The 22,428-nt window shown below is 40.3% G+C and carries 20 protein-coding genes and 1 pseudogene; 19 read left to right on the forward strand and 2 right to left on the reverse strand.

Annotation, left to right across the window (positions count from 1 at the left end; all coding sequences use genetic code 11):
* Nucleotides 1-99: 99 nt before the first annotated feature.
* The 8 genes and pseudogenes from BQ5364_RS04395 to BQ5364_RS04430 all read left to right on the forward strand — a co-directional run bounded on the left by BQ5364_RS04395 (nucleotide 100) and on the right by BQ5364_RS04430 (nucleotide 8,603).
* Nucleotides 100-804 carry an ABC transporter ATP-binding protein gene (locus BQ5364_RS04395; protein ID WP_004614633.1) on the forward strand — a complete coding sequence of 235 codons (705 nt, stop codon included), beginning with the start codon at nucleotides 100-102 and terminating at the stop codon, nucleotides 802-804.
* A gap of 6 nt (nucleotides 805-810) precedes the next feature.
* Nucleotides 811-4,056 (forward strand): FtsX-like permease family protein, encoded by a 3,246-nt coding sequence (locus BQ5364_RS04400; RefSeq protein WP_022250556.1) that lies wholly within the window; start codon nucleotides 811-813, stop codon nucleotides 4,054-4,056.
* 157 nt (nucleotides 4,057-4,213) lie between these two features.
* Nucleotides 4,214-6,274, forward strand: a complete 2,061-nt coding sequence (gene htpG / locus BQ5364_RS04405; protein WP_044988131.1) for a molecular chaperone HtpG — start codon at nucleotides 4,214-4,216, stop codon at nucleotides 6,272-6,274.
* Nucleotides 6,275-6,361: 87 nt separating this feature from the next.
* Nucleotides 6,362-6,856 (forward strand): GNAT family N-acetyltransferase, encoded by a 495-nt coding sequence (locus BQ5364_RS04410; RefSeq protein ID WP_207646110.1) that lies wholly within the window; start codon nucleotides 6,362-6,364, stop codon nucleotides 6,854-6,856.
* A gap of 46 nt (nucleotides 6,857-6,902) precedes the next feature.
* Nucleotides 6,903-7,397 (forward strand): LptM family lipoprotein, encoded by a 495-nt coding sequence (locus BQ5364_RS18265; RefSeq protein WP_235837117.1) that lies wholly within the window; start codon nucleotides 6,903-6,905, stop codon nucleotides 7,395-7,397.
* Nucleotides 7,398-7,413: 16 nt separating this feature from the next.
* Nucleotides 7,414-7,746, forward strand: a pseudogene (locus tag BQ5364_RS04420) (GNAT family N-acetyltransferase); the annotation flags it as partial.
* Entirely contained in the window at nucleotides 7,743-8,132 is a 390-nt protein-coding gene (locus BQ5364_RS04425) for a hypothetical protein (RefSeq protein ID WP_022250561.1), read from the forward strand. The pseudogene BQ5364_RS04420 and the gene BQ5364_RS04425, both read left to right, overlap by 4 nt.
* A gap of 63 nt (nucleotides 8,133-8,195) precedes the next feature.
* Nucleotides 8,196-8,603: a DUF6483 family protein gene (locus BQ5364_RS04430; RefSeq protein WP_004615127.1), complete on the forward strand. Its 408-nt coding sequence runs from the start codon at nucleotides 8,196-8,198 to the stop codon at nucleotides 8,601-8,603.
* A gap of 81 nt (nucleotides 8,604-8,684) precedes the next feature.
* Here BQ5364_RS04430 and BQ5364_RS04435 read toward each other — a convergent pair whose 3' ends face one another.
* Together BQ5364_RS04435 and BQ5364_RS04440 are read right to left on the reverse strand one after the other, a co-directional pair.
* A complete protein-coding gene (locus BQ5364_RS04435; protein WP_022250562.1) occupies nucleotides 8,685-9,173 on the reverse strand; it encodes a DUF5721 family protein in 489 nt (162 codons plus the stop codon).
* Nucleotides 9,170-10,498: an MATE family efflux transporter gene (locus BQ5364_RS04440; protein WP_071143729.1), complete on the reverse strand. Its 1,329-nt coding sequence runs from the start codon at nucleotides 10,496-10,498 to the stop codon at nucleotides 9,170-9,172. Before BQ5364_RS04440 ends, BQ5364_RS04435 begins: the two co-directional genes overlap by 4 nt.
* Nucleotides 10,499-10,609: 111 nt before the next feature.
* Between BQ5364_RS04440 and BQ5364_RS04445 the strand changes: the two genes are divergently transcribed.
* The 11 genes from BQ5364_RS04445 to lspA all read left to right on the forward strand — a co-directional run bounded on the left by BQ5364_RS04445 (nucleotide 10,610) and on the right by lspA (nucleotide 22,412).
* Nucleotides 10,610-11,902, forward strand: a complete 1,293-nt coding sequence (locus BQ5364_RS04445) for a M18 family aminopeptidase (protein ID WP_071143730.1) — start codon at nucleotides 10,610-10,612, stop codon at nucleotides 11,900-11,902.
* An 8-nt stretch (nucleotides 11,903-11,910) separates the two neighbouring features.
* Nucleotides 11,911-12,672, forward strand: a complete 762-nt coding sequence (gene rluF / locus BQ5364_RS04450; RefSeq protein ID WP_071143731.1) for a 23S rRNA pseudouridine(2604) synthase RluF — start codon at nucleotides 11,911-11,913, stop codon at nucleotides 12,670-12,672.
* Nucleotides 12,673-12,682: 10 nt separating this feature from the next.
* Nucleotides 12,683-14,644: an NAD-dependent DNA ligase LigA gene (gene ligA, locus BQ5364_RS04455; protein ID WP_004614622.1), complete on the forward strand. Its 1,962-nt coding sequence runs from the start codon at nucleotides 12,683-12,685 to the stop codon at nucleotides 14,642-14,644.
* Between the two features lie 3 nt (nucleotides 14,645-14,647).
* On the forward strand, nucleotides 14,648-15,316 hold the full coding sequence (locus BQ5364_RS04460) for a Crp/Fnr family transcriptional regulator (RefSeq protein ID WP_004614621.1): 669 nt from the start codon (nucleotides 14,648-14,650) through the stop codon (nucleotides 15,314-15,316).
* 89 nt (nucleotides 15,317-15,405) lie between these two features.
* Entirely contained in the window at nucleotides 15,406-15,735 is a 330-nt protein-coding gene (gene trxA, locus BQ5364_RS04465) for a thioredoxin (protein ID WP_022250564.1), read from the forward strand.
* A 10-nt stretch (nucleotides 15,736-15,745) separates the two neighbouring features.
* Nucleotides 15,746-16,675, forward strand: a complete 930-nt coding sequence (trxB, locus tag BQ5364_RS04470; protein WP_004614619.1) for a thioredoxin-disulfide reductase — start codon at nucleotides 15,746-15,748, stop codon at nucleotides 16,673-16,675.
* A 91-nt stretch (nucleotides 16,676-16,766) separates the two neighbouring features.
* Nucleotides 16,767-18,203, forward strand: coding sequence for an ATP-dependent Clp protease ATP-binding subunit ClpX (clpX, locus tag BQ5364_RS04475; RefSeq protein WP_004614618.1), 1,437 nt, complete (start codon nucleotides 16,767-16,769; stop codon nucleotides 18,201-18,203).
* 172 nt (nucleotides 18,204-18,375) lie between these two features.
* On the forward strand, nucleotides 18,376-19,650 hold the full coding sequence (locus BQ5364_RS04480; RefSeq protein ID WP_004614616.1) for a cation:proton antiporter: 1,275 nt from the start codon (nucleotides 18,376-18,378) through the stop codon (nucleotides 19,648-19,650).
* Nucleotides 19,651-19,735: 85 nt separating this feature from the next.
* Nucleotides 19,736-21,442, forward strand: coding sequence for a S8 family peptidase (locus tag BQ5364_RS04485; RefSeq protein ID WP_004614615.1), 1,707 nt, complete (start codon nucleotides 19,736-19,738; stop codon nucleotides 21,440-21,442).
* A 22-nt stretch (nucleotides 21,443-21,464) separates the two neighbouring features.
* Nucleotides 21,465-21,941 (forward strand): zinc ribbon domain-containing protein, encoded by a 477-nt coding sequence (locus BQ5364_RS04490; protein ID WP_004614614.1) that lies wholly within the window; start codon nucleotides 21,465-21,467, stop codon nucleotides 21,939-21,941.
* A complete protein-coding gene (gene lspA / locus BQ5364_RS04495) occupies nucleotides 21,942-22,412 on the forward strand; it encodes a signal peptidase II (protein ID WP_004614613.1) in 471 nt (156 codons plus the stop codon).
* The last annotated feature ends 16 nt before the right edge of the window (nucleotides 22,413-22,428 follow it).

A 22,428-nucleotide genomic window follows, 5' to 3' on the forward strand; every position in this document is an offset into this window, starting at 1 on the left:
AAGAAAGAGTCGTATGTCAATGGTAACAATTTATGCTATAATGAAAATAGTTAAAGTTGTTACTGAACAATAACTTATAGTTTGTTGGGAGGCATTTGAATGGAAGATTATGTGAGACTGAGAGAAGTAAAAAAGATATATAAGATGGGAGAAGTGGAGATTGCGGCTGCGGATGGAATTGATTTTTCTGTTGGAAAGGGAGAATTTGCAGTTGTTGTCGGAGCAAGTGGAGCGGGAAAGACTACTGTTTTGAACATTTTAGGAGGAATGGATACGGCGACGAGCGGAGAGGTGATTGTAGATGGAAATGATATCACAACCTATAATACAAAGCAATTGACGGCATACAGAAGAGATGACATCGGATTTGTGTTTCAGTTTTACAATCTGGTTCCGAATCTGACTGCGCTGGAAAATGTAGAACTGGCACTTCAGATTTGTAAAGATCCTCTGGATGCGATGGCGGTGCTTGAGGATGTCGGACTGGGAGAACGAGCGGCGAATTTTCCGGCGCAGCTTTCCGGCGGAGAGCAGCAGAGAGTTTCTATCGCAAGGGCGCTGGCAAAAAATCCGAAATTGTTACTTTGCGATGAGCCAACGGGAGCGCTGGATTACAATACAGGAAAAGCAATATTAAAACTGTTGCAGGATACGTGTCGTAAGAAGGGGATGACGGTCATTTTGATTACGCACAATTCGGCGATTGCACCGATGGCAGACCGTGTGATTAAAATAAAGAACGGAAAGGTTTCTAAAGTGACATTGAATGAGAATCCGATTTCGGTTGAGACGATTGAGTGGTAGATAAGTATGAAAAAACGAGCGTTGAGAAAAGATTTTTATATGGAGATACGAAAAAGCCTGGGACGTTTTTTGTCGATATTTTTTATAGTAGCATTGGGCGTATCATTTTTTTCCGGAATTCGAGCATCGGAACCGGATATGAGAATTTCCGGAGATGCCTATTTTGATGAAAAAAATCTGATGGATATCAAGGTGATCAGCACGATGGGACTGACAAAAGATGATCTGCATGCGATTGAAGGACTTTCAGATGTAGCTAAAGCAGAGGGCGGTTTTAGTCAGGACATGCTGCTTAATATAGATGATAATCAAAAGGTTCTTCATGTGATGTCTATTCCGGAGTCCATGAATGAGTTGACGGTAAGTGAAGGAAGAATGCCTGAAAAAGAAGGAGAGTGTCTTGTAGATATAGATTTTTTAGAAGGTACTTCTTATCGGATTGGTGATACGATTACGCTGACGGGAGAAAATTCCGGGATATTGGAGGTCAAAGAGTTTAAAATCGTGGGAACAGGAAGCAGCCCGTCCTACATCTCGTTTGGAAGGGGAAGCAGTCTGATTGGAACAGGAACGGTCAGTGGGTTCCTCGCTGTGACAGATGAAAATTTTTCTCCGGATACCTATACAGAAATTTATGTAAAAGCAGCCGGGGCAAAAGAGGAAACTGCGTTTACAGAGGGGTATCAAAAGAAAGTGGATCATGTGATTGATGAGATTGAGAAAATTACAGATGCTAGATGTGAGGCGCGGAAACAGTCTCTGGCAGCTGAGGCGAACAAAGAGATTGACAAGGCGAGACAGGAGTTGGAAGACGGAAAAGCGAGCGCGCAGCAGGAACTTTCGGATGCAGAACAAAAGCTGAAAGATGGAGAAATACAGATCCAGAATGCGAAAGCAGAAATTGCATCTGGAAAAGAGCAGATTGAAAATGCGAAACAGACCTTATATCAAAAGCAGAAAGAACTGGATGCCGGACTAGAAGAGTATCGCACCGGAAAAGAAACACTGGATAGCCAAAAAGAAGAATTAGAGAAAAAAGAAAAAGAATATCAGCAGCAGGCTGAGGCGGCAGCGCCACAGATTGAGGCTGCCGAGAAGCAGATTGCAGATGCCAGAGCCAAGTTAGACGCGGGATGGCAGCAGTACAATACCATCAAAGACAGCGAAGACCCAAAAGATCAGGCAATCGCAGCAGAGTTATTGAAACAGTTGAATGCAGGGGAGGCAGAACTTAAGGCGAACATAGAAAAGCTTACTGCGATGAAAAATCAGTTGTCAGAAGGGAAAATCGCGATTGAACAGGCAAAAGAACAGCTGAGCGCCGGAGAAGAATCGCTGTCTTGCACACTGCAGACAATCCAGAACGGGCAGGCTCAGATTGATACAGCGTGGGAAGAGCTGCATGAAAAAGAAGAGACACTTGAGAGTGGAGAAAATACTTTGCAGGAACAAGAACAGACGCTGATTAAAAGTAGAGAAGAGTATGAGACTGCAAAGACGGAGGCGCAGGCAAAGATTGAGGAAGGGGAACAAAAGATCAAAGATGCCCAGAAAGAGATTGCAAAGATAGAAACTCCGACATGGTATGTATATGACAGAAGCACTTTGCCGGAATATTCAGAATATGGAGAAAATGCGGATCGCATGCGGGCAATCGGGAAGGTGTTTCCGGCGTTGTTTTTCCTTGTGGCGGCACTGATCAGCCTCACGACAATGACACGAATGGTTGAAGAGCAGAGAGTGGAGATCGGAACACTTCAGGCACTCGGATACAGCAAGATTGATATTGCGAAAAAATATTTGAATTATGCGCTTTTGGCAACGTTTGGAGGAAGTGTTTTCGGGGTGCTGATTGGAGAGAAACTATTCCCGTTTATTATTGTGTATGCCTATAAGATTATGTATCAGCATCTTCCGCATATCATTGTGCCGTATCATGTGTCATATGCGGTCATGGCTACAGCAGCCGCAGTATTATGTACATTCGTGGCAACACTGGCAGCCTGCTATAAAGAACTGATGGCATTGCCGGCGGTATTAATGCGCCCACCATCACCAAAACAAGGCAAAAGAATTTTTTTAGAGCGTATTACGTTTATTTGGAAACATTTAAGTTTCATTTGGAAATCCTCTATTCGTAACCTTTTCCGATATAAAAAACGGTTTTTTATGACGATCATTGGAATTGGCGGTTGTATGGGATTGATGTTAGTGGGATTCGGACTCAAAGATTCCATTACCAATATCGCAACGCTCCAATATGGAGAATTGCAGGAGTATGACGGGATGGCATATTTGTCTTCGGACTTATCAGAACAGGAAAAGATGAGTTTAAGGGAAACGCTTGAAGGCGAACATCAGATTGATACGTATTCGGAAGTCATGATGAAAAATAAGACAGTGAAGAGCGCGGCAGGAGAAGAGGAAATCTACCTGAGTGTTCCGGTAAAGGAGCATGGTTTGGAGCCATTTATGACATTTCGAAATCGTGTTACAAAAGAAGAATATGAATTGACAAATGAAGGTGTGATATTAACAGAGAAGGTAGCCACCGAATTAGATGTGAAATCAGGAGATATGATTACCATACAAGAAGATACCGGTGACGTAAAGGTGAAAGTTGTGTCGGTATGTGAAAACTATATTGGAAACTATATGTATATGACAACCGGATTATATGAAGAACTTTATGGAAAAGAGCCGGAAGAAAATAGTATTATGTTCAAGATGAAGAAATATGATGAAGAAGGTTTGATGGGAATCGGGGAAAAACTGATTGAGCAGGATGCAGTTTTGAACGTGACATATACAAATAATATGGAAGAGCGGATTGCAGATATGCTCGGCAGTCTGAATCTGGTTATTGTGGTACTTATTATCTCGGCGGGAATGCTGGCGTTTGTTGTGCTTTACAATTTGAATAACATTAATATTACAGAACGAAAACGAGAACTTGCAACCTTAAAAGTGCTTGGGTTCTATGATAAAGAGGTTGCATCGTATGTATTTCGGGAAAATATTTTGCTGACAATTATTGGATCGCTGGTTGGAATGGGAATCGGAAAGATTTTGCATCAATTTGTGATTGTTACCGTGGAAGTGGAAGGAATTATGTTTGGAAGAAATATTGATTTTCCAAGCTTTTTGTACAGCTTTTTATTCACGGTTGGATTTTCATTGTTTGTGAATTGGGTAATGTATTTCAAATTAAAGCGTATAGATATGGTTGAATCACTGAAAAGTGTAGAATAGTTTATGAGAATTTAATAAAGTTCATAAGATTATTAGCACTCACTTTAAAAGAGTGCTAATTTTCTATTGACATTTAAAAATCAGAGTATTAATATATCAAATAGATGAGGCAAAACGCCGAGAATTGATAATTAAAGATAAAAAGGAGTTGTTAGAAATGGGTGCAAAACACGGTAACCTTTCAATTAACAGTGAAAATATTTTTCCAATTATAAAAAAATGGATGTATTCAGATCACGACATTTTTGTGCGTGAGTTGATTTCAAATGGTTGTGATGCGATCACAAAATTGAAAAAGTTAGATATGATGGGAGAATATCAACTGCCGGATGACTATAAAGCAAGCATCAAGGTAGTGGTAAATCCGGAAGAAAAAACATTGAAATTTATTGATACCGGTATTGGTATGACTGCGGATGAAGTAGAAGAATATATTACACAGATTGCATTTTCCGGTGCAACAGAATTTCTTGAAAAATATAAAGACAAGACAACAGAAGACGATATGATCGGACACTTTGGTCTTGGATTTTATTCGGCATTTATGGTAGCAGAGGAAGTTCACATTGATACATTGTCTTACAAAGAAGGTGCGGCTCCGGTACACTGGACATGTGACGGCGGCACAGAATATGATATGGAAGAAGGCAGCAAAAACACAGTTGGAACAGAGATCACGTTGTTCCTGAATGAAGAAAGTGTGCAGTTTTCGAATGAATATCGTGTGAGAGAAGTGATTGAAAAATACTGTTCTTTCATGCCGGTAGAGATTTTCCTGTCAAAAGAAAATGCAGAACAAGAATACGAGACAATTTTGGAAGAGGAATTGAAAGATGATGATGTCATCGTGGAACGTATTCATGAAGAAGCAAAGATGGAAGAAAAAGAAAATGAGAACGGCGAGAAAGAGATGGTGGAAGTTTCACCGGCAGTAGATAAAGTGAAAATCAACAAACGTCCGGTTTCTCTGAGTGATACAACTCCACTTTGGACAAAACATCCAAATGACTGTACAAAAGAGGATTATATCGAATTTTACCGCAAAGTGTTTATGGATTACAAAGAGCCATTGTTCTGGATCCATCTGAATATGGATTATCCATTCAATTTGAAAGGTATTTTGTATTTCCCGAAAATCAACACAGAGTATGATTCCGTGGAAGGAAAGATTAAATTATACAATAATCAGGTATTTATCGCAGATAATATCAAAGAAGTCATTCCGGAATTCCTGATGCTGTTAAAAGGTGTGATTGACTGTCCGGATCTTCCGCTGAATGTATCACGTAGTGCATTGCAGAACGACGGATTTGTAAATAAAATCTCAGATTACATTTCAAAGAAAGTGGCAGATAAGCTTACAGGAATGTGTAAGACCGACAGAGAATCTTATGAAAAATACTGGGATGATATCAGCCCATTTATCAAATTCGGCTGCTTGAAAGATGAAAAATTCTGTGACAAGATGAGTGATTACATTTTATTCAAAAATATTGACCATGAATATTTGACACTCAAAGACTGCATTGCAAAAAATGGCGGTGCAGAAGAGACGAAGGCTGAAGAAGAAAAGACAGAGGCATCAGAGGGCGAAAATACAGAAGAGAAGAAAGTAACAATTTACTATGTGACAGACGAACAACAGCAGAGCCAGTACATTAATATGTTCAAACAGGAAGGTTTGGATGCAGTGCTGCTGACACATAATATTGATTCTCCGTTTGTGACACAGCTTGAGCAGCGCAATGAGAATGTACAATTCCAGCGTATCGATGCAGATTTGACAGACACATTCAAAGAAGAAGTTGCAAAAGAGGAAGAAGAAGCATTCAAGGCAGATACAGAGACATTGACTGATGTATTCCGCAAAGCATTGGAAAATGACAAGCTGGAAGTTAAAGTAGAGAAGCTGAAAAATGAAAATGTGGCATCTATGGTAACATTGTCAGAGCAGTCACGCCGTATGCAGGAAATGATGAAGATGTACAATATGTACGGAATGGATCCATCTATGTTCGGAACAGATGTGACACTTGTATTGAATGCAAATCATCCATTGGTACAGTATGTACTCAAAAATAAAGATGGAGAACATGTACCAATGTTCTGTAAACAGTTATTTGACCTTGCAATGTTGAGTAACAAACCGTTGAATCCGGAAGAAATGACAGCGTTTATCAACAGAAGCAACGAGATTATGATGTTATTGGCAAAATAATAAGAGAAATAAAAGATGCGCAAATCCACAGGTGGGTTTGCGCATTTTGTGGCTATGGAATAAATTTAGAAGAATTGGAGGATTGTGATGGAGATTAGAAAGTATCAGGCAGAAGATTTGGAAGAAATTGTGCAGCTCTTTTATGAGACAATTCAAACTGTGAATCGAAAAGATTATTTGCAGGAACAGGTGGAAGTGTGGTCAAACCGATGTGAGAATCTTAGAAAAAATAAAACATTTTTTGAAAAACTTTATACAGTCGTTGCCGTAGAGGGAGAGAAGATTATAGGATATGGAAACATAGACAGAACAGGATATTTGGACCATCTGTTTGTGCATAAAGATTTTCAAAATCAAGGTGTGGCAACGGCAATCTGCGATGAGTTGGAACAGCATGCCAAGAAATTTGGGCTTCAAAAGATCAGCGTACATGCTTCCATTACGGCAAAACCGTTTTTTGAAGGACGAGGATATGTGTTGGAAAAAGAGCAGCAGGTGGAGCTGGAAGGTGTGAAGCTGACAAATTTTGGGATGGGAAAATTCATTGATTTTAGGATAGGCAAGATGGAGAAAATGGAGTAAAATGAGGTTATAAAGAAAGGTCGATTTGAAAGTAAGGAGGGGAAATATGTCGGAAAGAATCAGTAATATTATGTATCAGTTTTCGCAGCAGATGAAAAAAATATTTAGGATCACCTTGGTAACATTCATGTTACTTAGTCTGTTTGGATGTTCGCAGAAAGAACCGTCAGAGGTTAAGAAGCATGCGGAAACTGATTTTTTGGAAGAACAGAAAGTCAGAGAAGACGAAGCAACCGTAATTAGTACTTATGATGTGACTGATCCGGAATTCGTTGAAGAGTATTCTGAACAGAATAAGCTGGTAACGAAAGTTAAATATTATGAAATGAGTGATGGTACATGGGGGACAGACACGCATACATATAAATATAGACTGGAGATAACAGGAAGAATGAATGGAGCAGCTAAAGATCGTACATTTGTTTTCCTGAGTAACCTAGAGGATATTACGTTTGGACAGGCGTGGAAAGCAAGTGGACTAAGCAGTAATACGGCTGACTATTTCGAGGAAGAGGAAGCAGAACTTGTGGCTGTGAAATAGAATAGGTTATCGTAGGAGCGAAGTGGAAAGACAATCCTATGATTATTATCAAAAAGCTCTTTGTAATGGCTCGCATATTGCATATTTGGTTTTTGACTAAAACTGTGTTGTTGGTGCGGGTGGTGTTAGCTTTTTTCAAGTAATGCCGACCTACAACAACCCAAGCGGAACTAAGGCATATATAATGAATATGTATACAAAGCCTGAGTACAGAAGGAAGGGCATTGCCTATAAAACATTAGATATGTTGATTAAAGATATTAAAAGTAAAGGTATTTCAGCTATTTCATTAGAGGCAACGGAGATGGGGAGATCAAAACTTGAGTTTGGAGAAGGTGGTAGAGTATGAAAAAAATTGGAATGGTGTTGTGCGTATTTCTTTTTATGATTTCTATGACGGCGTGTAGTTCATTAAAAGATAACCCAGTTCATTTAGGCGTGAATGCAGTAATTACAGAAATTGATGAGGGAAACAACACGATAACTGTAAAAGACGGTGCAGAAGAAGGCATTTTAGGTAAAAACTGTCTTATCGATTGTTCATCCATTCCTATGATTTACTGTGATTATGATACAGGACAAGTTGTAAGTATATCATTTGAGGATTTACAGGTTCAAGATGAAATCATTTTGAGTATTCGAAATTCAGAAATAGAGAATTCTAAAGACGAGGACAATAAAGGAAGGACGATAAAGGTTGAACAGTTGCAACTGAGTACGCAAAGAATGAAATAGTGATTTGCCTAGGAAGATAGAAAAAAGTGATTTTAGAATATTGAAAACGTGGAGGGATGGACTATGGGAGTTGTAGACGAGAAAGATTATATTATGCGAATGATAAAAGAAATGGTACAAGTATTGTTTTCTTTGGTATTTGGGAAGAAATATGTTTCTGTCGAATTAGAAGACGAAAATAAATATGAAGTCTCAGGAAATACGCTGAAATATTTTTTCGATATGATTGACCAGGGAGATATAAACGAAGCCGAGAATCTTTTGCTGGAAGATCTCGATTATACAAATAAAGAAGAAGTCATGGCGGCGGCATTTTTTTATCAACATCTAAGTCAAAAAGATGATGATTTTTTGAGAAGAAATGATTACACGAAAGAAGAAGTACTTTTTGGGTTTAAGCAGTTACTTGAAAAATCCGGATATAAGGACTTAATTCGCTTAATAGGACGTGTTGATGAGGAAGAACGATAAGGTGCGAAAACACTCATTTTACCACGAATGAATGAAAATAAAAAGTAATAGAGATACCGTGACCTCTATTACTTTTTCATCTTATAAGACTTCTGCGCTAATCTCTTTTTTCAAAAAGAATCTTTGAACCATCTGATCCCATGCTTCCTCCAAAGACTTATCCAAAGTGAACAGTCTCATGGAAGTTCCGGTGACGCAGGTAAGATTCTGACCATCATATTTTAGATTGAGATACAATCCCTGCACATCTTGTGGCTGGAAATTCAGTTCCTGCTGTTTCAGTAATCTTTCAATATTCGCCTCTGACAGTCCGAATACAAAGCGAAAACTAAGGGGAGTTTTTTTTCCCTTGATCAAAGAAAATGCGTACTCTCTAATATCTTTCCACAATGAATAATCTCGGGAAGGAGCCAGGTCTTTCTCAAAAAAATCTTTTTTGAGAAATCCATTAATGGAAAATGTATTATAGGTGACAATTTCTCCTTCTATGAATAAAAATGAGTCGAAGGTGTCCGATAATAACAGCTTGGACATACATTCTTTTACTTCCGGCAATTTTAATGCAATCATGAGATCCTCTCCTTTTCATTCTTTTTCAAGAAATATATTCCGGCAATCAGTGTAATGAATTCAGCAAGCGGTACAGATACCCAGATTCCAATGACTCCGATAAGCGGAGGCAGCACAAATACAAAGATAATTGCAAGTACACACCCTCTGGAAAGACAGAGGAACAATGAAAGCTGTGGTTTTACTGTAGATTGAAAATAGCCAATGATAAACATATTCAATCCGATTACAAAGAATCCAACAAAATAAATACGAATTGCAGTGGATGAAAGGGCAAGTATTTGTTCATTTGGATTCATAAAAATATAAGTAAACAAATTTGGCACGATCAATCCTAAAACAGCCGGAACGGAGCAGATGATAAATGCAGTTCTCAGTCCCAGTTTTTTTACAGTCTCAATACGATCAATAAGCCCTGCACCATGATTGGTTGAGATGATCGGCTGAGAAGCCTGGTTGATTCCGTTACACAGGCAGATGACTACAATAGCGGTATTTGTAATGACACCATACATGCTCACACCGATATCGCCAATATATTTTAAAATCTGTAAGTTGAAAACAAACATAACAATTCCGGACGAGACTTCCACAAGAAAGCTTGTAAATCCATTTTTGTAGATACTTGTGATGAATACAGGTGAAAATTTCTTTAAGCTAAAATGCAGTCCGTTTGACTTAGAGCGAAAATGGAACAGCAAAATAACAGTTGTAAGTACGGATCCAAGCACACTTGCAATTGCTGCTCCTGCCATGCCCATTTTACAAGGAAATACAAAAACAATATCTAAAACAACATTCAGGACACCGCCGGATACAACGGCAATCATGGAAAGCTTTGGTGCACCATCATTTCTTACAAAGGTTTGTAGAAAAGTGGAGAATGCAAAAAAGCCAAGTCCCAAGATCACGTACGGCGCGTAATTGAGTACATAAGGCATTGTTACATCTGTTGCGCCAAGAAAACGTGCGATCGGTTCCATGAAATTTAAAAATAGAATCATGTATAAAATACAGGTGATGGCATTCAAAAGTACTGCGACAGAAAAATAACAGTTTCCGGTCTGAGTATCGCCTTTTCCGCGGGCGATTGACATTAAGACAGAACCGCCGACACCAAATAAAAGTCCGGTGCCAAAGAAAATATTAAACAGCGGGAGGATGATATTTAATGCAGCCATAGCATCAATGCCAATTCCTTTCCCGATAATAATTGTGTCAGCAAGTACATAAATAGACGTTACCATCGTTCCGCAGATAGAAGGAATGAGGTAACGAAAGAATAATTTTCGTACTGGCTCGGTTGTAAGTGTGTTTGTCAGCATAAAAAATCTCCTTTAAATAAAATCCAATAATGGTATTATAGCAGATACGTTGACTTTTGGAAACCAAAACAGTATCATGAAAGTTAAACAGCAATAAAAGGAGTAAAAAGCATGCAACAGACAAACTATATAGATAACTTACTTTCGCTTATCAGGAAGGCAACCTCACAGTTTCATACAGTGGAAGCAGTGAAAGATCAGTTAGCAAAGCAGGGATATGAGGAACTGTGTTGGAAAAACAACTGGAATTTGCAAAAAGGCGGGAAATATATGGTGATTCATCATGGCTCCAGTATTTTTGCATTTACGATCGGGAGTCGTTTTCAAGAAAAAGAGAGTTTCCGAATTGCGGCAGCACATGGGGATTTTCCGGGATTTCGTATCAAACCAAATCCGGAGGTGACTACAGAAAAATATGTACAACTTAATGTGGAGAGTTATGGCGGGGTGAATTTGTCAAGTTGGCTGGATCGTGGACTGTCTGCCGCAGGACGTGTCGTCTTAAAATCTGATGATGTATTTCGTCCAAAAGTTAGTCTCGTTGATCTCGAGAAAACATTATTTACGATTCCGAATATTGCGATTCATCTGGAACGAGAGATGAATAAGGGCGTAGAATTGAATAAGCAGACACAGATGCTTCCGATTGTGGGAATCTTGGAAGAAGAGGTGGATAAAAACTGCTTTTTGAGTGCGCTTGCGGAAAAGCTTCAAGTGCAGGTGGATGAGATTTTGGATTATGAATTGAATCTGTATAATGCAGACAGGGCAGAGAAGATAGGATTGCACGAAGAATTCCTCTCGGCGCCGAGACTGGATAATCTCACGTCTGTTCAGGCGCTTGTCGATGGAATTTTAGAAGGTGAACGAAAAGAAGGGCTGAATGTGATCGCGATATTTGATCATGAGGAAGTCGGCAGCAGGACAAAGCAGGGAGCCGGATCTATGATGCTTCCGTATTTGCTGGAGAAAATTTATCTTTCACTTGGAGGGTCTGAACAGATGTACAAGAATGCACTTGCGGAGGGGCTTTTAATGTCTGTGGATGTCAGTCATGGATTTCATCCAAGCTATGGGGGAAAATATGACCCGACAAATAAGAATATGTTGAATCAAGGGTTCTGCATTAAAGAAGCATGCTCACAAAGCTATGCAACAGACAGTGAAGCGGTCGGAATCGTGCAGCAGATTTGTGAAAAAGAACAGATTCCGTATCAAAAATTTGTAAATCGTTCGGATGTGACAGGGGGCGGAACACTCGGTTCAATCGCATCGGCGATGCTTCCGGTGAGAACGGTAGATTTGGGTGTGCCGTTGCTTGCAATGCATTCCAGCAGAGAACTGATGGGAGCAAAAGATCAGGAGAGTCTGACCAGATTTATCAAGGCATATTTTAGTTTATAGGAGAAAAGATGAGAGAAAATCAAACTACAGAGACAACAGTAAGATTGAATAAGTTTTTGAGTGAGGCAGGCCTCTGTTCCAGAAGGGAGGCGGACCGTCTGATTGAAAGCGGGAAAGTGACCGTGGATGGAAAGCGTGCAGAGATGGGAATGCGTGTCAGTCCTTCCCAGAGAGTGTGTGTAGGCAAGAAAGAAGTCCGGCAGAAAAATGAGATGGTACTGCTTGCGGTCAACAAGCCGGTTGGAATCGTCTGCACAGAAGAAAAAAAAGAAAAAAACAATATTATTCGGTTTTTGAATTATCCGACAAGGGTCACATATATCGGAAGGCTTGATAAAGATTCAGAAGGGCTGCTTTTGATGACAAATAATGGAGACATTATCAATAAGATGATGCGCGCAGGAAATCAGCATGAAAAGGAATATAAAGTTACAGTCAATAAGCCGGTGACAAAAGAATTTATTGAGAAGATGGCGGAAGGTGTGCCGATTCTTGATACGGTCACGAGAAAATGTAAGGTGGAGATGCTCGGAAAATATAAATTCCGGATTATTTTGACACAGGGACTCAACAGGCAGATTCGCAGGATGTGTGAATATCTTGGCTATAAAGTGACAAGACTGGAACGTATCAGGGTAATGAACATCACACTTGGAGAGTTAAAGCCGGGGGAATACCGGAAGGTGACGGAAGCAGAAATTCAAAAATTATATGAATTGATCAAGGATTCTTCCAATGAGACGGTGATCCCAAAGAAACAAGAACAATGAGGTAGAAAGCATGGAACAAAAAAAACAGCGTATGCAGGAACTGGTACAATTGCTGAATGAGGCAGGAAAGGCATATTATCAGGGAACTGCGGAGATTATGAGCAACTATGAATATGACAAACTTTACGATGAGTTACTTGCGTTGGAAAAAGAACTGGGAATTACATTGGCATCAAGTCCTACAGTCAATGTAGGATATGAGGTGCTAAGTGAGCTTCCGAAAGAACGGCATGAAAAACCGATGCTTTCTTTAGATAAAACGAAGGAAGTGTCGAAATTAAAAGAATTTCTGGGAAGCCAGAAGGCAAGGATTTCCTGGAAATTAGATGGGTTGACCATAGTGCTGACATATCAGAATGGAACTTTACAAAAAGCAGTAACAAGGGGAAATGGAGAGGTCGGAGAGGTTATCACTAACAATGCGAAGGTATTTAAGAACCTGCCGCTTCATATCTCTTATCAGGGAGAATTGATTCTGCGTGGAGAGGCGATCATCGGCTATCGTGATTTTGAAAAAATCAATGAAGAGATTGAAGATGTAGATGCAAAATATAAAAATCCAAGAAATCTGTGCAGCGGTTCAGTACGCCAGTTGAATAATGAGATTACTGCAAAAAGAAATGTGAAGTTCTTCGCATTTTCACTTGTAAAAGCAGATGATGTGGACTTTAAGAATTCCAGAATTTATCAGATGGAATGGTTAAAAGAACAAGGATTTGAAGTGGTGGAAGGATATGAGGTCACAGCCGGTACGATTGAAGAGCGTGTGAAATTCTTTTCGGAGAAGATTGCAGACAATGATTTTCCGTCAGATGGCCTGGTGCTTGTATATGATGACATTGCATATGGGCAGTCGCTTGGTACAACCTCCAAGTTCCCGAGAGATTCCTTTGCGTTTAAATGGGCAGATGAGATCCGAGAGACGACCCTTCTTGAGATTGAGTGGAGTCCGTCAAGAACAGGGCTTATCAATCCGGTTGCAATTTTTGAACCGGTGGAACTGGAAGGGACGACAGTGAGCCGTGCGAGTGTTCACAATATCAGCATTATGGAAGAATTAGAGCTTGGCATTGGCGATACGATCGCAGTCTATAAAGCAAACATGATCATTCCGCAGATTGCAGAAAACCTGACGCGAAGCGGTGTGAAAGATATTCCTGAGGAATGTCCGGTCTGTCATGGTAAGACAGAGATCCGAAAAGTCAGTGATGCAAAGGCGCTCTACTGTACGAACGAAGAGTGCGGGGCAAAGCATCTGAAATCATTTGCGCTGTTTGTGAGCAGAGATGCGCTTAATATTGATGGACTTTCAGAGGCGACATTAGAGAAATTTATCGCAAAGGGATTTATCAATCATTATTCAGATATTTTTCATTTGGAGCAGTATAAAGATGCGATTAAATCCATGGAAGGATTTGGCGAAAAATCTTATGTAAATCTACAAAAAAGTATTGAAAAAGCACGTGTGACAACACTGCCAAAACTCATTTACAGTCTTGGAATAGCGAATATCGGACTTGCCAACGCAAAGGTAATCTGTAAAGAACTGAACTTTGATATAGAGAAAATGCTTCATGTTACAGAGGAAGAATTGAGTGAAATATCGGGAATCGGTCCCGTGATTGCGAAAGCGTTTGTTTCCTATTTTGCAAAAGAGCAGCATGTGGAAGAATTCCGAAGACTTTTAACAGAATTGGAGATACCAAAGGAAGAAGAGAGCAAAGAGGCTCAGATTTTTGAAAATATGAACTTTGTAATTACAGGAAGTGTGGAACATTTTGCAAATCGAAATGAAGTAAAGGCTGTAATTGAAAGTAAAGGAGGAAAGGTGACGGGCTCTGTCACTTCTAAGACAAACTATCTGATTAATAATGATATAGAGTCAACCTCTTCAAAAAATAAAAAAGCGAGAGAGCTGGGGGTTCCGATTATCTCAGAAGAGACATTTTTAAAAATGCTGGAAGGTGAATAAAGAATGCAGATAGAAGAACTCGTTCCATTTTGGGCGAAACTTACAAAAGAAGAACAAGAGGAACTGAAAAACAGGATACTGGTACAGAATGTGAAAAAAGGAACCATTATACACAATGGTTCGGAGGACTGTACAGGGTTGATCATTGTGGAAGAAGGACAACTTCGCGCATATACGCTGTCGGAAGACGGGAAAGAGATCACATTATACAGAATGTTTCAAAGAGATGCCTGTCTTTTTGCGGCATCCTGTATTATGAATAATATTCAGTTCGAGGTGATTATAGAGGCGAGAGAAGATTCTAAGGTGCTGACAATACCGACCTCTGTTTATCAGAATTTGATACATACCTCTCTTCCGGTTGCAAATTTTACAAACGACCTCATGGCGTCGAGATTTTCAGATGTGATGTGGGTGATGGAACAGATTTTAAATAAAAGTGTGGATGTGAGACTTGCCGCACTGCTTGTGGAAGAGATGGAGATTACAGGAGAGAGCATGCTGAAAATGACACATGAAGAGATCGCGCACCATCTGGGAACGGCAAGAGAGGTGATTACCAGAATGCTGAAGTATTTTCAGAAAGAACAGCTTGTCAGCCTGTCGCGCGGGAGCATTGAAATCATAGATGAAGATCGTCTGTATGAACTTGCGAAAGACAGTAGAAGATAAAGTGTGACAATGTCACAGAAAGAGAATGTCAGATCTTGTATGATAGAGTCATCAAGAAACAGAAAATTATATTGTAGGAGGAAATAGATATGTCAGTAATGAAAGTAACAAACAGCAACTATACACAAGAGGTTTTGGAATCAAATGTCCCGGTATTAATTGACTTTTTCGCAGACTGGTGCATGCCTTGCAAGATGTTTGCGCCAATTGTAGATGAGGTGGCAGCAGCACATGAAGGAAAAGTAAAGGTCGTAAAAATCAACATCGATGATGATCCGGAACTGGCTCAGGAGTATCGTGTGATGAGCATTCCGACATTGAAGCTTGTGGATGCAAAAGAAGTGAAAGGAACCAATGTAGGAGCGATGTCAAAAGCAGAGCTTGAGAGCTGGCTGCTCGGACACGGTGTACAACTGTAGGAGATGTGAGATGGAAAATAAAAATTTTTATGATGTGATTGTCATCGGAGGCGGTCCCGGAGGATACGGGGCTGCGCTTTACACATCAAGGGCAAACTTAACCACGCTTGTAGTAGAAAAATTCGCTCCGGGCGGACAGATGGGGACGACAGAGATCGTAGAAAATTATCCGGGCTTTACAGAAGGAATCAATGGATTTGAACTTGGAATGCAGATGAAGCAGGGCGCAGAGCGGTTCGGCGTGGAGACAAAGATCGCGGAAGTGCAGAGTGTGGATTTAGAAAAACAGCCGAAAGTTATCGTTACATCAGATGGAACATACGAGGCGAAGACGGTTATTCTTGCAATGGGAGCTTATCCGAGAGAGCTTGGACTTCCAAATGAAAGAGAACTGAGAGGTCGCGGCGTATCTTACTGCGCAACCTGTGATGGAATGTTTTACAGAGGAAAGACAGTTGTGATCGTAGGTGGTGGAAATACTGCGGTTGCAGATGCTTTGTTTTTATCTAAAATCTGTAAAAAAGTATATCTGGTGCACAGAAGAGATGAGTTGAGAGCATCCAAGACATATATGGATTCCCTGAACGAGGCAGAAAATCTGGAATTTATCTGGAATTCAGAAGTGGTGGAAGTGCTTGCAGATGATCTTGTCACCGGAGTGAAAGTGAAAAATAAGGAAAATTGCGAAGTGTCTGAAATTGATTGTGACGGAGTGTTTGTTGCAATTGGAAATGTGCCAAACACAGAGCTTGTCAAAGGACAGATTGACCTCGATGAAGGAGGGTATGTGCTCGCAGACGAGACGACACGGACCAATATTCCGGGAGTGTATGCGGTTGGAGATTTGAGAAAGAAACCGCTCCGGCAGATTGTGACGGCGGTGGCGGACGGTGCGGTGGCATCGAAGTATATTGAGGAATACATTGCGGTGGGAGAATAGCTCTCACCGTTTTTAGTTTATAAAAAGTTCACTTGTGTGATAAGAATATCTCATATATAATAAAATCATATGTAGGAAAGAAGGGATAACTATGGCAGAAAAAGATAATATAAATGAGATGGATATAGATATAGACAGCGAGAAAAAAGAAGTTCCGGAAGTAGTGAAGGAAGAGAAAAAAGAGAATGAAGAGTATGAGAAATTCTGTTTTATGTGCCACAGACCGGAGAGTGTTGCAGGAAAGATGATCGATCTCCCGAATGATATTTGCGTTTGTTCAGACTGTATGCAGAAAAGTTTTGATATGATGAACAATAATAAGTTTGATTTAAGTCAGCTGATGAATATGCCGGGCGTACAGTTTTTAAATTTGTCGGACATGGAGAATATGATACCAAAAAGGCAGCAGGTGAAGAAGAAAAAGCCGGAAGAAAAGAAGGCGGAACCTGTGTTTAATATCCGTGACATTCCGGCACCGCATAAGATTAAAGCACAGTTAGACGATTATGTGATTGGACAGGAATATGCAAAAAAGGCAATCTCAGTGGCTGTTTATAACCACTACAAGCGAGTTGCGACAAATACGATGGATGAGATTGAGATTGAAAAATCCAATATGTTGATGATCGGACCAACCGGAAGCGGTAAGACATATCTTGTAAAGACACTCGCGAGACTTTTAGATGTACCGCTTGCGATCACAGATGCGACATCATTGACAGAGGCAGGATATATTGGTGATGATATTGAAAGCGTGGTTTCCAAATTGTTAGCGGCAGCGGACAATGATGTGGAAAAAGCAGAGCGTGGAATTATCTTTATTGATGAGATTGACAAGATTGCAAAGAAGAAAAATACGAACCAGAGAGATGTCAGCGGAGAATCCGTACAGCAGGGAATGTTAAAATTGTTGGAAGGAAGTGACGTGGAGGTGCCGGTAGGCGCGAACAGCAAGAACGCAATGGTGCCGCTCACGACGGTCAACACGAAAAATATTCTGTTTATCTGTGGGGGAGCGTTCCCGGATTTGGAACAGATCATCAAAGAGAGATTGAATAAACAGGCATCGATGGGATTTATTGCAGATTTGAAGGATAAATACAACAATGATAAAGATATTTTGTCGAAAGTAACAGTGGAGGATATTCGCAATTTCGGAATGATTCCGGAATTTATCGGGCGACTTCCGATTATCTTTACCCTTCAGGGATTGGATGAAGACATGCTTGTCAAGATTTTAAAAGAGCCAAAGAATGCAATTTTAAAACAGTATCAGAAGCTTTTGGAACTTGATGAAGTAAAATTGAACTTTGATGAGGAAGCATTGCATGCGATTGCAAGAAAGGCGATGAAGAAAGATACCGGAGCGAGAGCGCTTCGCTCAATCATTGAGGAATTTATGCTCGATATTATGTATGAGATTCCGAAAGATGACAATATTGGTCAGGTTACTATCACAAAAGAATATATAGAAGGAACGGGCGGTCCACTTATTGCGATGAGAGGACAGGAGCTGATTACCGGCTAAGATTCAGGGGTGGAAAAATAAATTTTCTGCCCCTGATTTACGGTTGCCTGAAAAAGAAAAAAGTGCACAAAAAAAGTGAAAAAAGTGGTTGTAAAATGTTCAAAACAGGTGTAAAGTGTAGTTTAGATTTGGCAAAAAAGAAAGACAGAAAGAGAAAAGGAGTGTGGAGTTTATGGAAGGTTACAGTTATTTGTTAGATCTGGCAATTATTTTGCTTTCGACGAAAGTGCTAGGACTTGCTACACGTAAAGTACAGATGCCACAGGTCGTGGGAGCACTATTGGCAGGATTGCTGTTAGGACCGGCGGCATTGGGATGGATCACAGAGACCAACTTTATTCATGAGGTAGCAGAGATAGGTGTTATTGTATTGATGTTCTGCGCCGGTATGGAGACAGATATCAAGGAGTTAAAAGAAAGTGGGAAAGCTTCTTTTATAATTGCATTATTTGGTGTGGTTGTTCCGCTTATTGGGGGATTCGCGGCAGCTTGGTTCTTCAATAGACCTGACTTGATCGCATCAGATGCATCCTGCTCAATCTTTTTACAGAATATTTTTATCGGTATCATTTTAACGGCAACATCGGTAAGTATTACGGTTGAGACATTAAAAGAGCTTGGAAAGTTAAAGACACGTTCGGGAAATGCAATTTTAGGAGCTGCCATCATAGATGATATTCTTGGAATCATTGCGCTGACAATCGTGACAAGCATGGCAGATTCTTCTGTAAATGTTACGGTAGTGCTGTTAAAGATTTTAGGTTTCTTCGTATTTTCGGGAATTATCGGAGTGATTTTTTACAAAGTATACAAACGATGGACAGAATCTTCCGAGAAGGGATTGCAAAGACATGCGATTATTGCGTTTGTGTTCTGTTTGCTGATGGCATATATTGCGGAAGTTGTATTTGGAGTAGCTGATATTACAGGTGCATTTATTGCAGGATTGATTATCTCGAATACAAACAAATCGATGTTTGTGCGAATTAAGTTTGATACGATTTCTTATATGTTGTTGTCGCCGGTATTCTTTGCAAGTATTGGATTGAAAGTAGTGCTGCCAGAGATGACACCGGCGATTATCTGGTTCTCAGTGGTGCTTGTCATTGTGGCAATCGTTACAAAAGTAATCGGCTGTGGAATTGGAGCAAAGGTATGTGGTTACCAGAATTATCAGGCAAAAAGAATCGGAGTTGGTATGATTTCCCGTGGTGAAGTGGCGCTGATCGTTGCAAGTAAGGGAACGGCGCTTGGACTTCTCGGGGGCAATTTCCTTGGACCGGTTGTCATCGTTGTAATTTTTACGACCATTATCACACCGGTGTTGCTGAAAATTGTATTTAAAAAGGCACCTCCGATTCCGGTAAGTGAGACGATTACGGAGTCAGAAAGTCTGGCAAAAGAGTTGGAACAGGTGATGAAATCCCGTGGAGAAGAACGAAAATAGGTTGGAAGCCGGCATAGAAATATGTCGGCTTTTTGCATGAATCACAAAGTGTTTCATATATTAGATAAAAAATGATGGAGCGATTATGCCGCAGGAAGAGATTTGCAGAAATCGAATCATATCCGAAAATTATCGGGATTTTATTGTGAACCAGCTCAGAGGAAATATATTTGACTCTATTTCTTCAGAAGAACTTTGCGAACAGAGTATGGAATACTTATATAAAACAATCTATGTAGATGGAACGATGGCAGATCCCATTAATTTTGAAAAATATACGTACAATTCGGTGCCGAAGTGCTTTACCCTGATTGATACAGAGGCGTTAAGCCAGTCTGGAATCTTACAGATACAGAATTATCCCACATTGGGACTGAAAGGAAATGGAGTGCTGGTCGGATTTATAGATACCGGAATTGATTATGAAAATCCTGTTTTTCGAAATATTGACGGAAGTACCAGAATTTTGGGAATCTGGGATCAGAGTATTCAGGATGGACAGCCGCCGCAAAACTTTTTGTATGGAACAGAATACACGAAGGAGATGATTGATGCGGCTCTTAGTAGTGATAATCCAAAAGCGCTTGTTCCAACTCAGGATGAAAGCGGGCATGGGACTTTTCTTGCAAGTGTTGCAGCAGGCGGAGCTGATGTGGAAAATCAGTTTTTGGGAGCAGCGCCGGAGTCGAAGCTTGCGATTGTAAAGTTAAAACCGGCAAAAAAATATCTGAAAGAGTTTTACCTGATCACAGAAGAAAAAGAGTGTTATCAGGAAAATGATATCATGCTTGGAATGAGGTATCTGAATGAACTGGCGAATCGATATGATATGCCGCTAGTCATCTGTATTGCACTTGGCTCGAATATGGGAGGACATAATGCGACACTTCCAATCACAGGACTTTTAGAGATGTATGCCAATATAGCAAATCGGGCAGTTGTGATCGGGGGAGGAAACGAAGCGAATCAACGGCACCATTTTTATGGAAAAGCCGAGAATGTAAACGATATCAAAAAGGCAGAAGTCCGTGTGGACGGCGGAATGAAAGGATTTACGATGGAACTGTGGACGGACATCCCCAATATTGTGGCAGTCTCCATTATATCGCCTTCGGGAGAAAGAATTCCACGGGTGCCAATCCGTCGGGGAGTGATGGAGGTATATCGTTTTGTGTTTGAGGGAACGACTATTTTTATCAATTACAAATTACTTGTGGAAAAATCAAATTCGGAATTGATATTTTTTAGAGTAAAAGATCCGGCCCCCGGAATATGGACGATTTTTATAGAGCCTGTGGAGTTGGCAGATGGCGTGTTCCATATGTGGCTTCCGATCACAGAACTTTTGGAAGGAGAAGTTTATTTTCTGCAGTCAAATCCGGATTATACGATCACGGAGCCTGGAAGTACGGTTTCCGGGATGACAGTTGGATATTATAATGGAGATGATAATAGTATTGCTATTCGATCGGGAAGAGGATATACTAGAAGTGAAAAAATCAAACCTGATTTTGTGGCTCCCGGAGTAAATGTAACGGGAGCAGCAATGCGGAATCAATTTACAGAGCGTACAGGTTCCAGTGTTGCTGTCGGGATTACGGCAGGAGCAGTTGCACTTATGCTGGAGTGGATTGTGTACCAGCTCGGGGAGAGCAGGATTGATTCCATACAGATTCGCAATCTTTTAGTTCTGGGAACAGATTGCAAGCCCGGCGAGACATATCCCAACCGAGAGTGGGGATACGGAGCTTTGAATCTATATGATGCATTTGATGCAATCAGGCGTATTTGACACATGAAGGGAGAAATGAAACATGGGAGACTTTTTTGAAGATTTAGGAAAACGAATTACAGAAACAGCAGGAGCAGTGACGAAAAAGACAGAAGAAGTTGTTGAGACACAGAAAATAAAAAGCCAGATCAGAGTGGAAGAACGAAATAAAGAAAGAGATCTGCAGCATCTTGGAAAGCTGGTTTATGACCGTTTCCAGAAAGGGGAAGTGATTGATACAGTATTTGTGGAGCTGTGCGAGGCTGTTGCACAACATGAAGACGCAGTTCAGTCCTATTTAAAAGAACTTGCGCAATTGAAGGGAATGGAACTTTGCAAGAACTGCAAAGGCGAATTGGAATCTGATATGGCATACTGTCCAAAATGTGGAACAAAAGTAGAAGAAGAGATACACTTTGACACAGAAGAAGCAGAAGAGACGACAGCAGATGAGGGGGTAGATGACTCAGCCATGCAGACAGTAGAGGAGACAGAGACGGTTTCAGAAGAGGAAGTATAGATGCTTGCTGTAATTTTGACGCTTTTGATAGGAACCTTATGTGGGATTGATTTATATTTGAAGTCATACATTGAGACTCATTACAAAGAGGGGGAAGAAAAGAAGATTCTCGGTGACACAATCTCAGTTCGAAAAGTGCATAACAAAGGGATGGCGCTGAATAAGGGAGAAGAACATCCAAAAAGAGTGCGAATGCTATCGGGGATTGTGACTGCGTTGCTCGTGTTGTATTATGTTTTTCTGTTTCGGAAGAAAGGCGGATGGATGCGCAAAAAGGGAATTGCACTTGCCATTGCAGGAGGAGTGAGCAATACTTACGATAGATTTGTGCGAAAATATGTAGTGGACTATTTCGGATTTTGCACGGAGTGGAAAAAATTCGAAAAGATCACGTTTAACTTGGGAGATATGTTTATCTTTCTTGGCAGTATTTTAGTTGTGATATCTGAGATTTTTTCAAAAAAGCGATAAGAAAGATAAGAAAAAA

Source organism: Coprococcus phoceensis, from assembly GCF_900104635.1.
Lineage (GTDB): Bacteria > Bacillota > Clostridia > Lachnospirales > Lachnospiraceae > Faecalimonas > Faecalimonas phoceensis.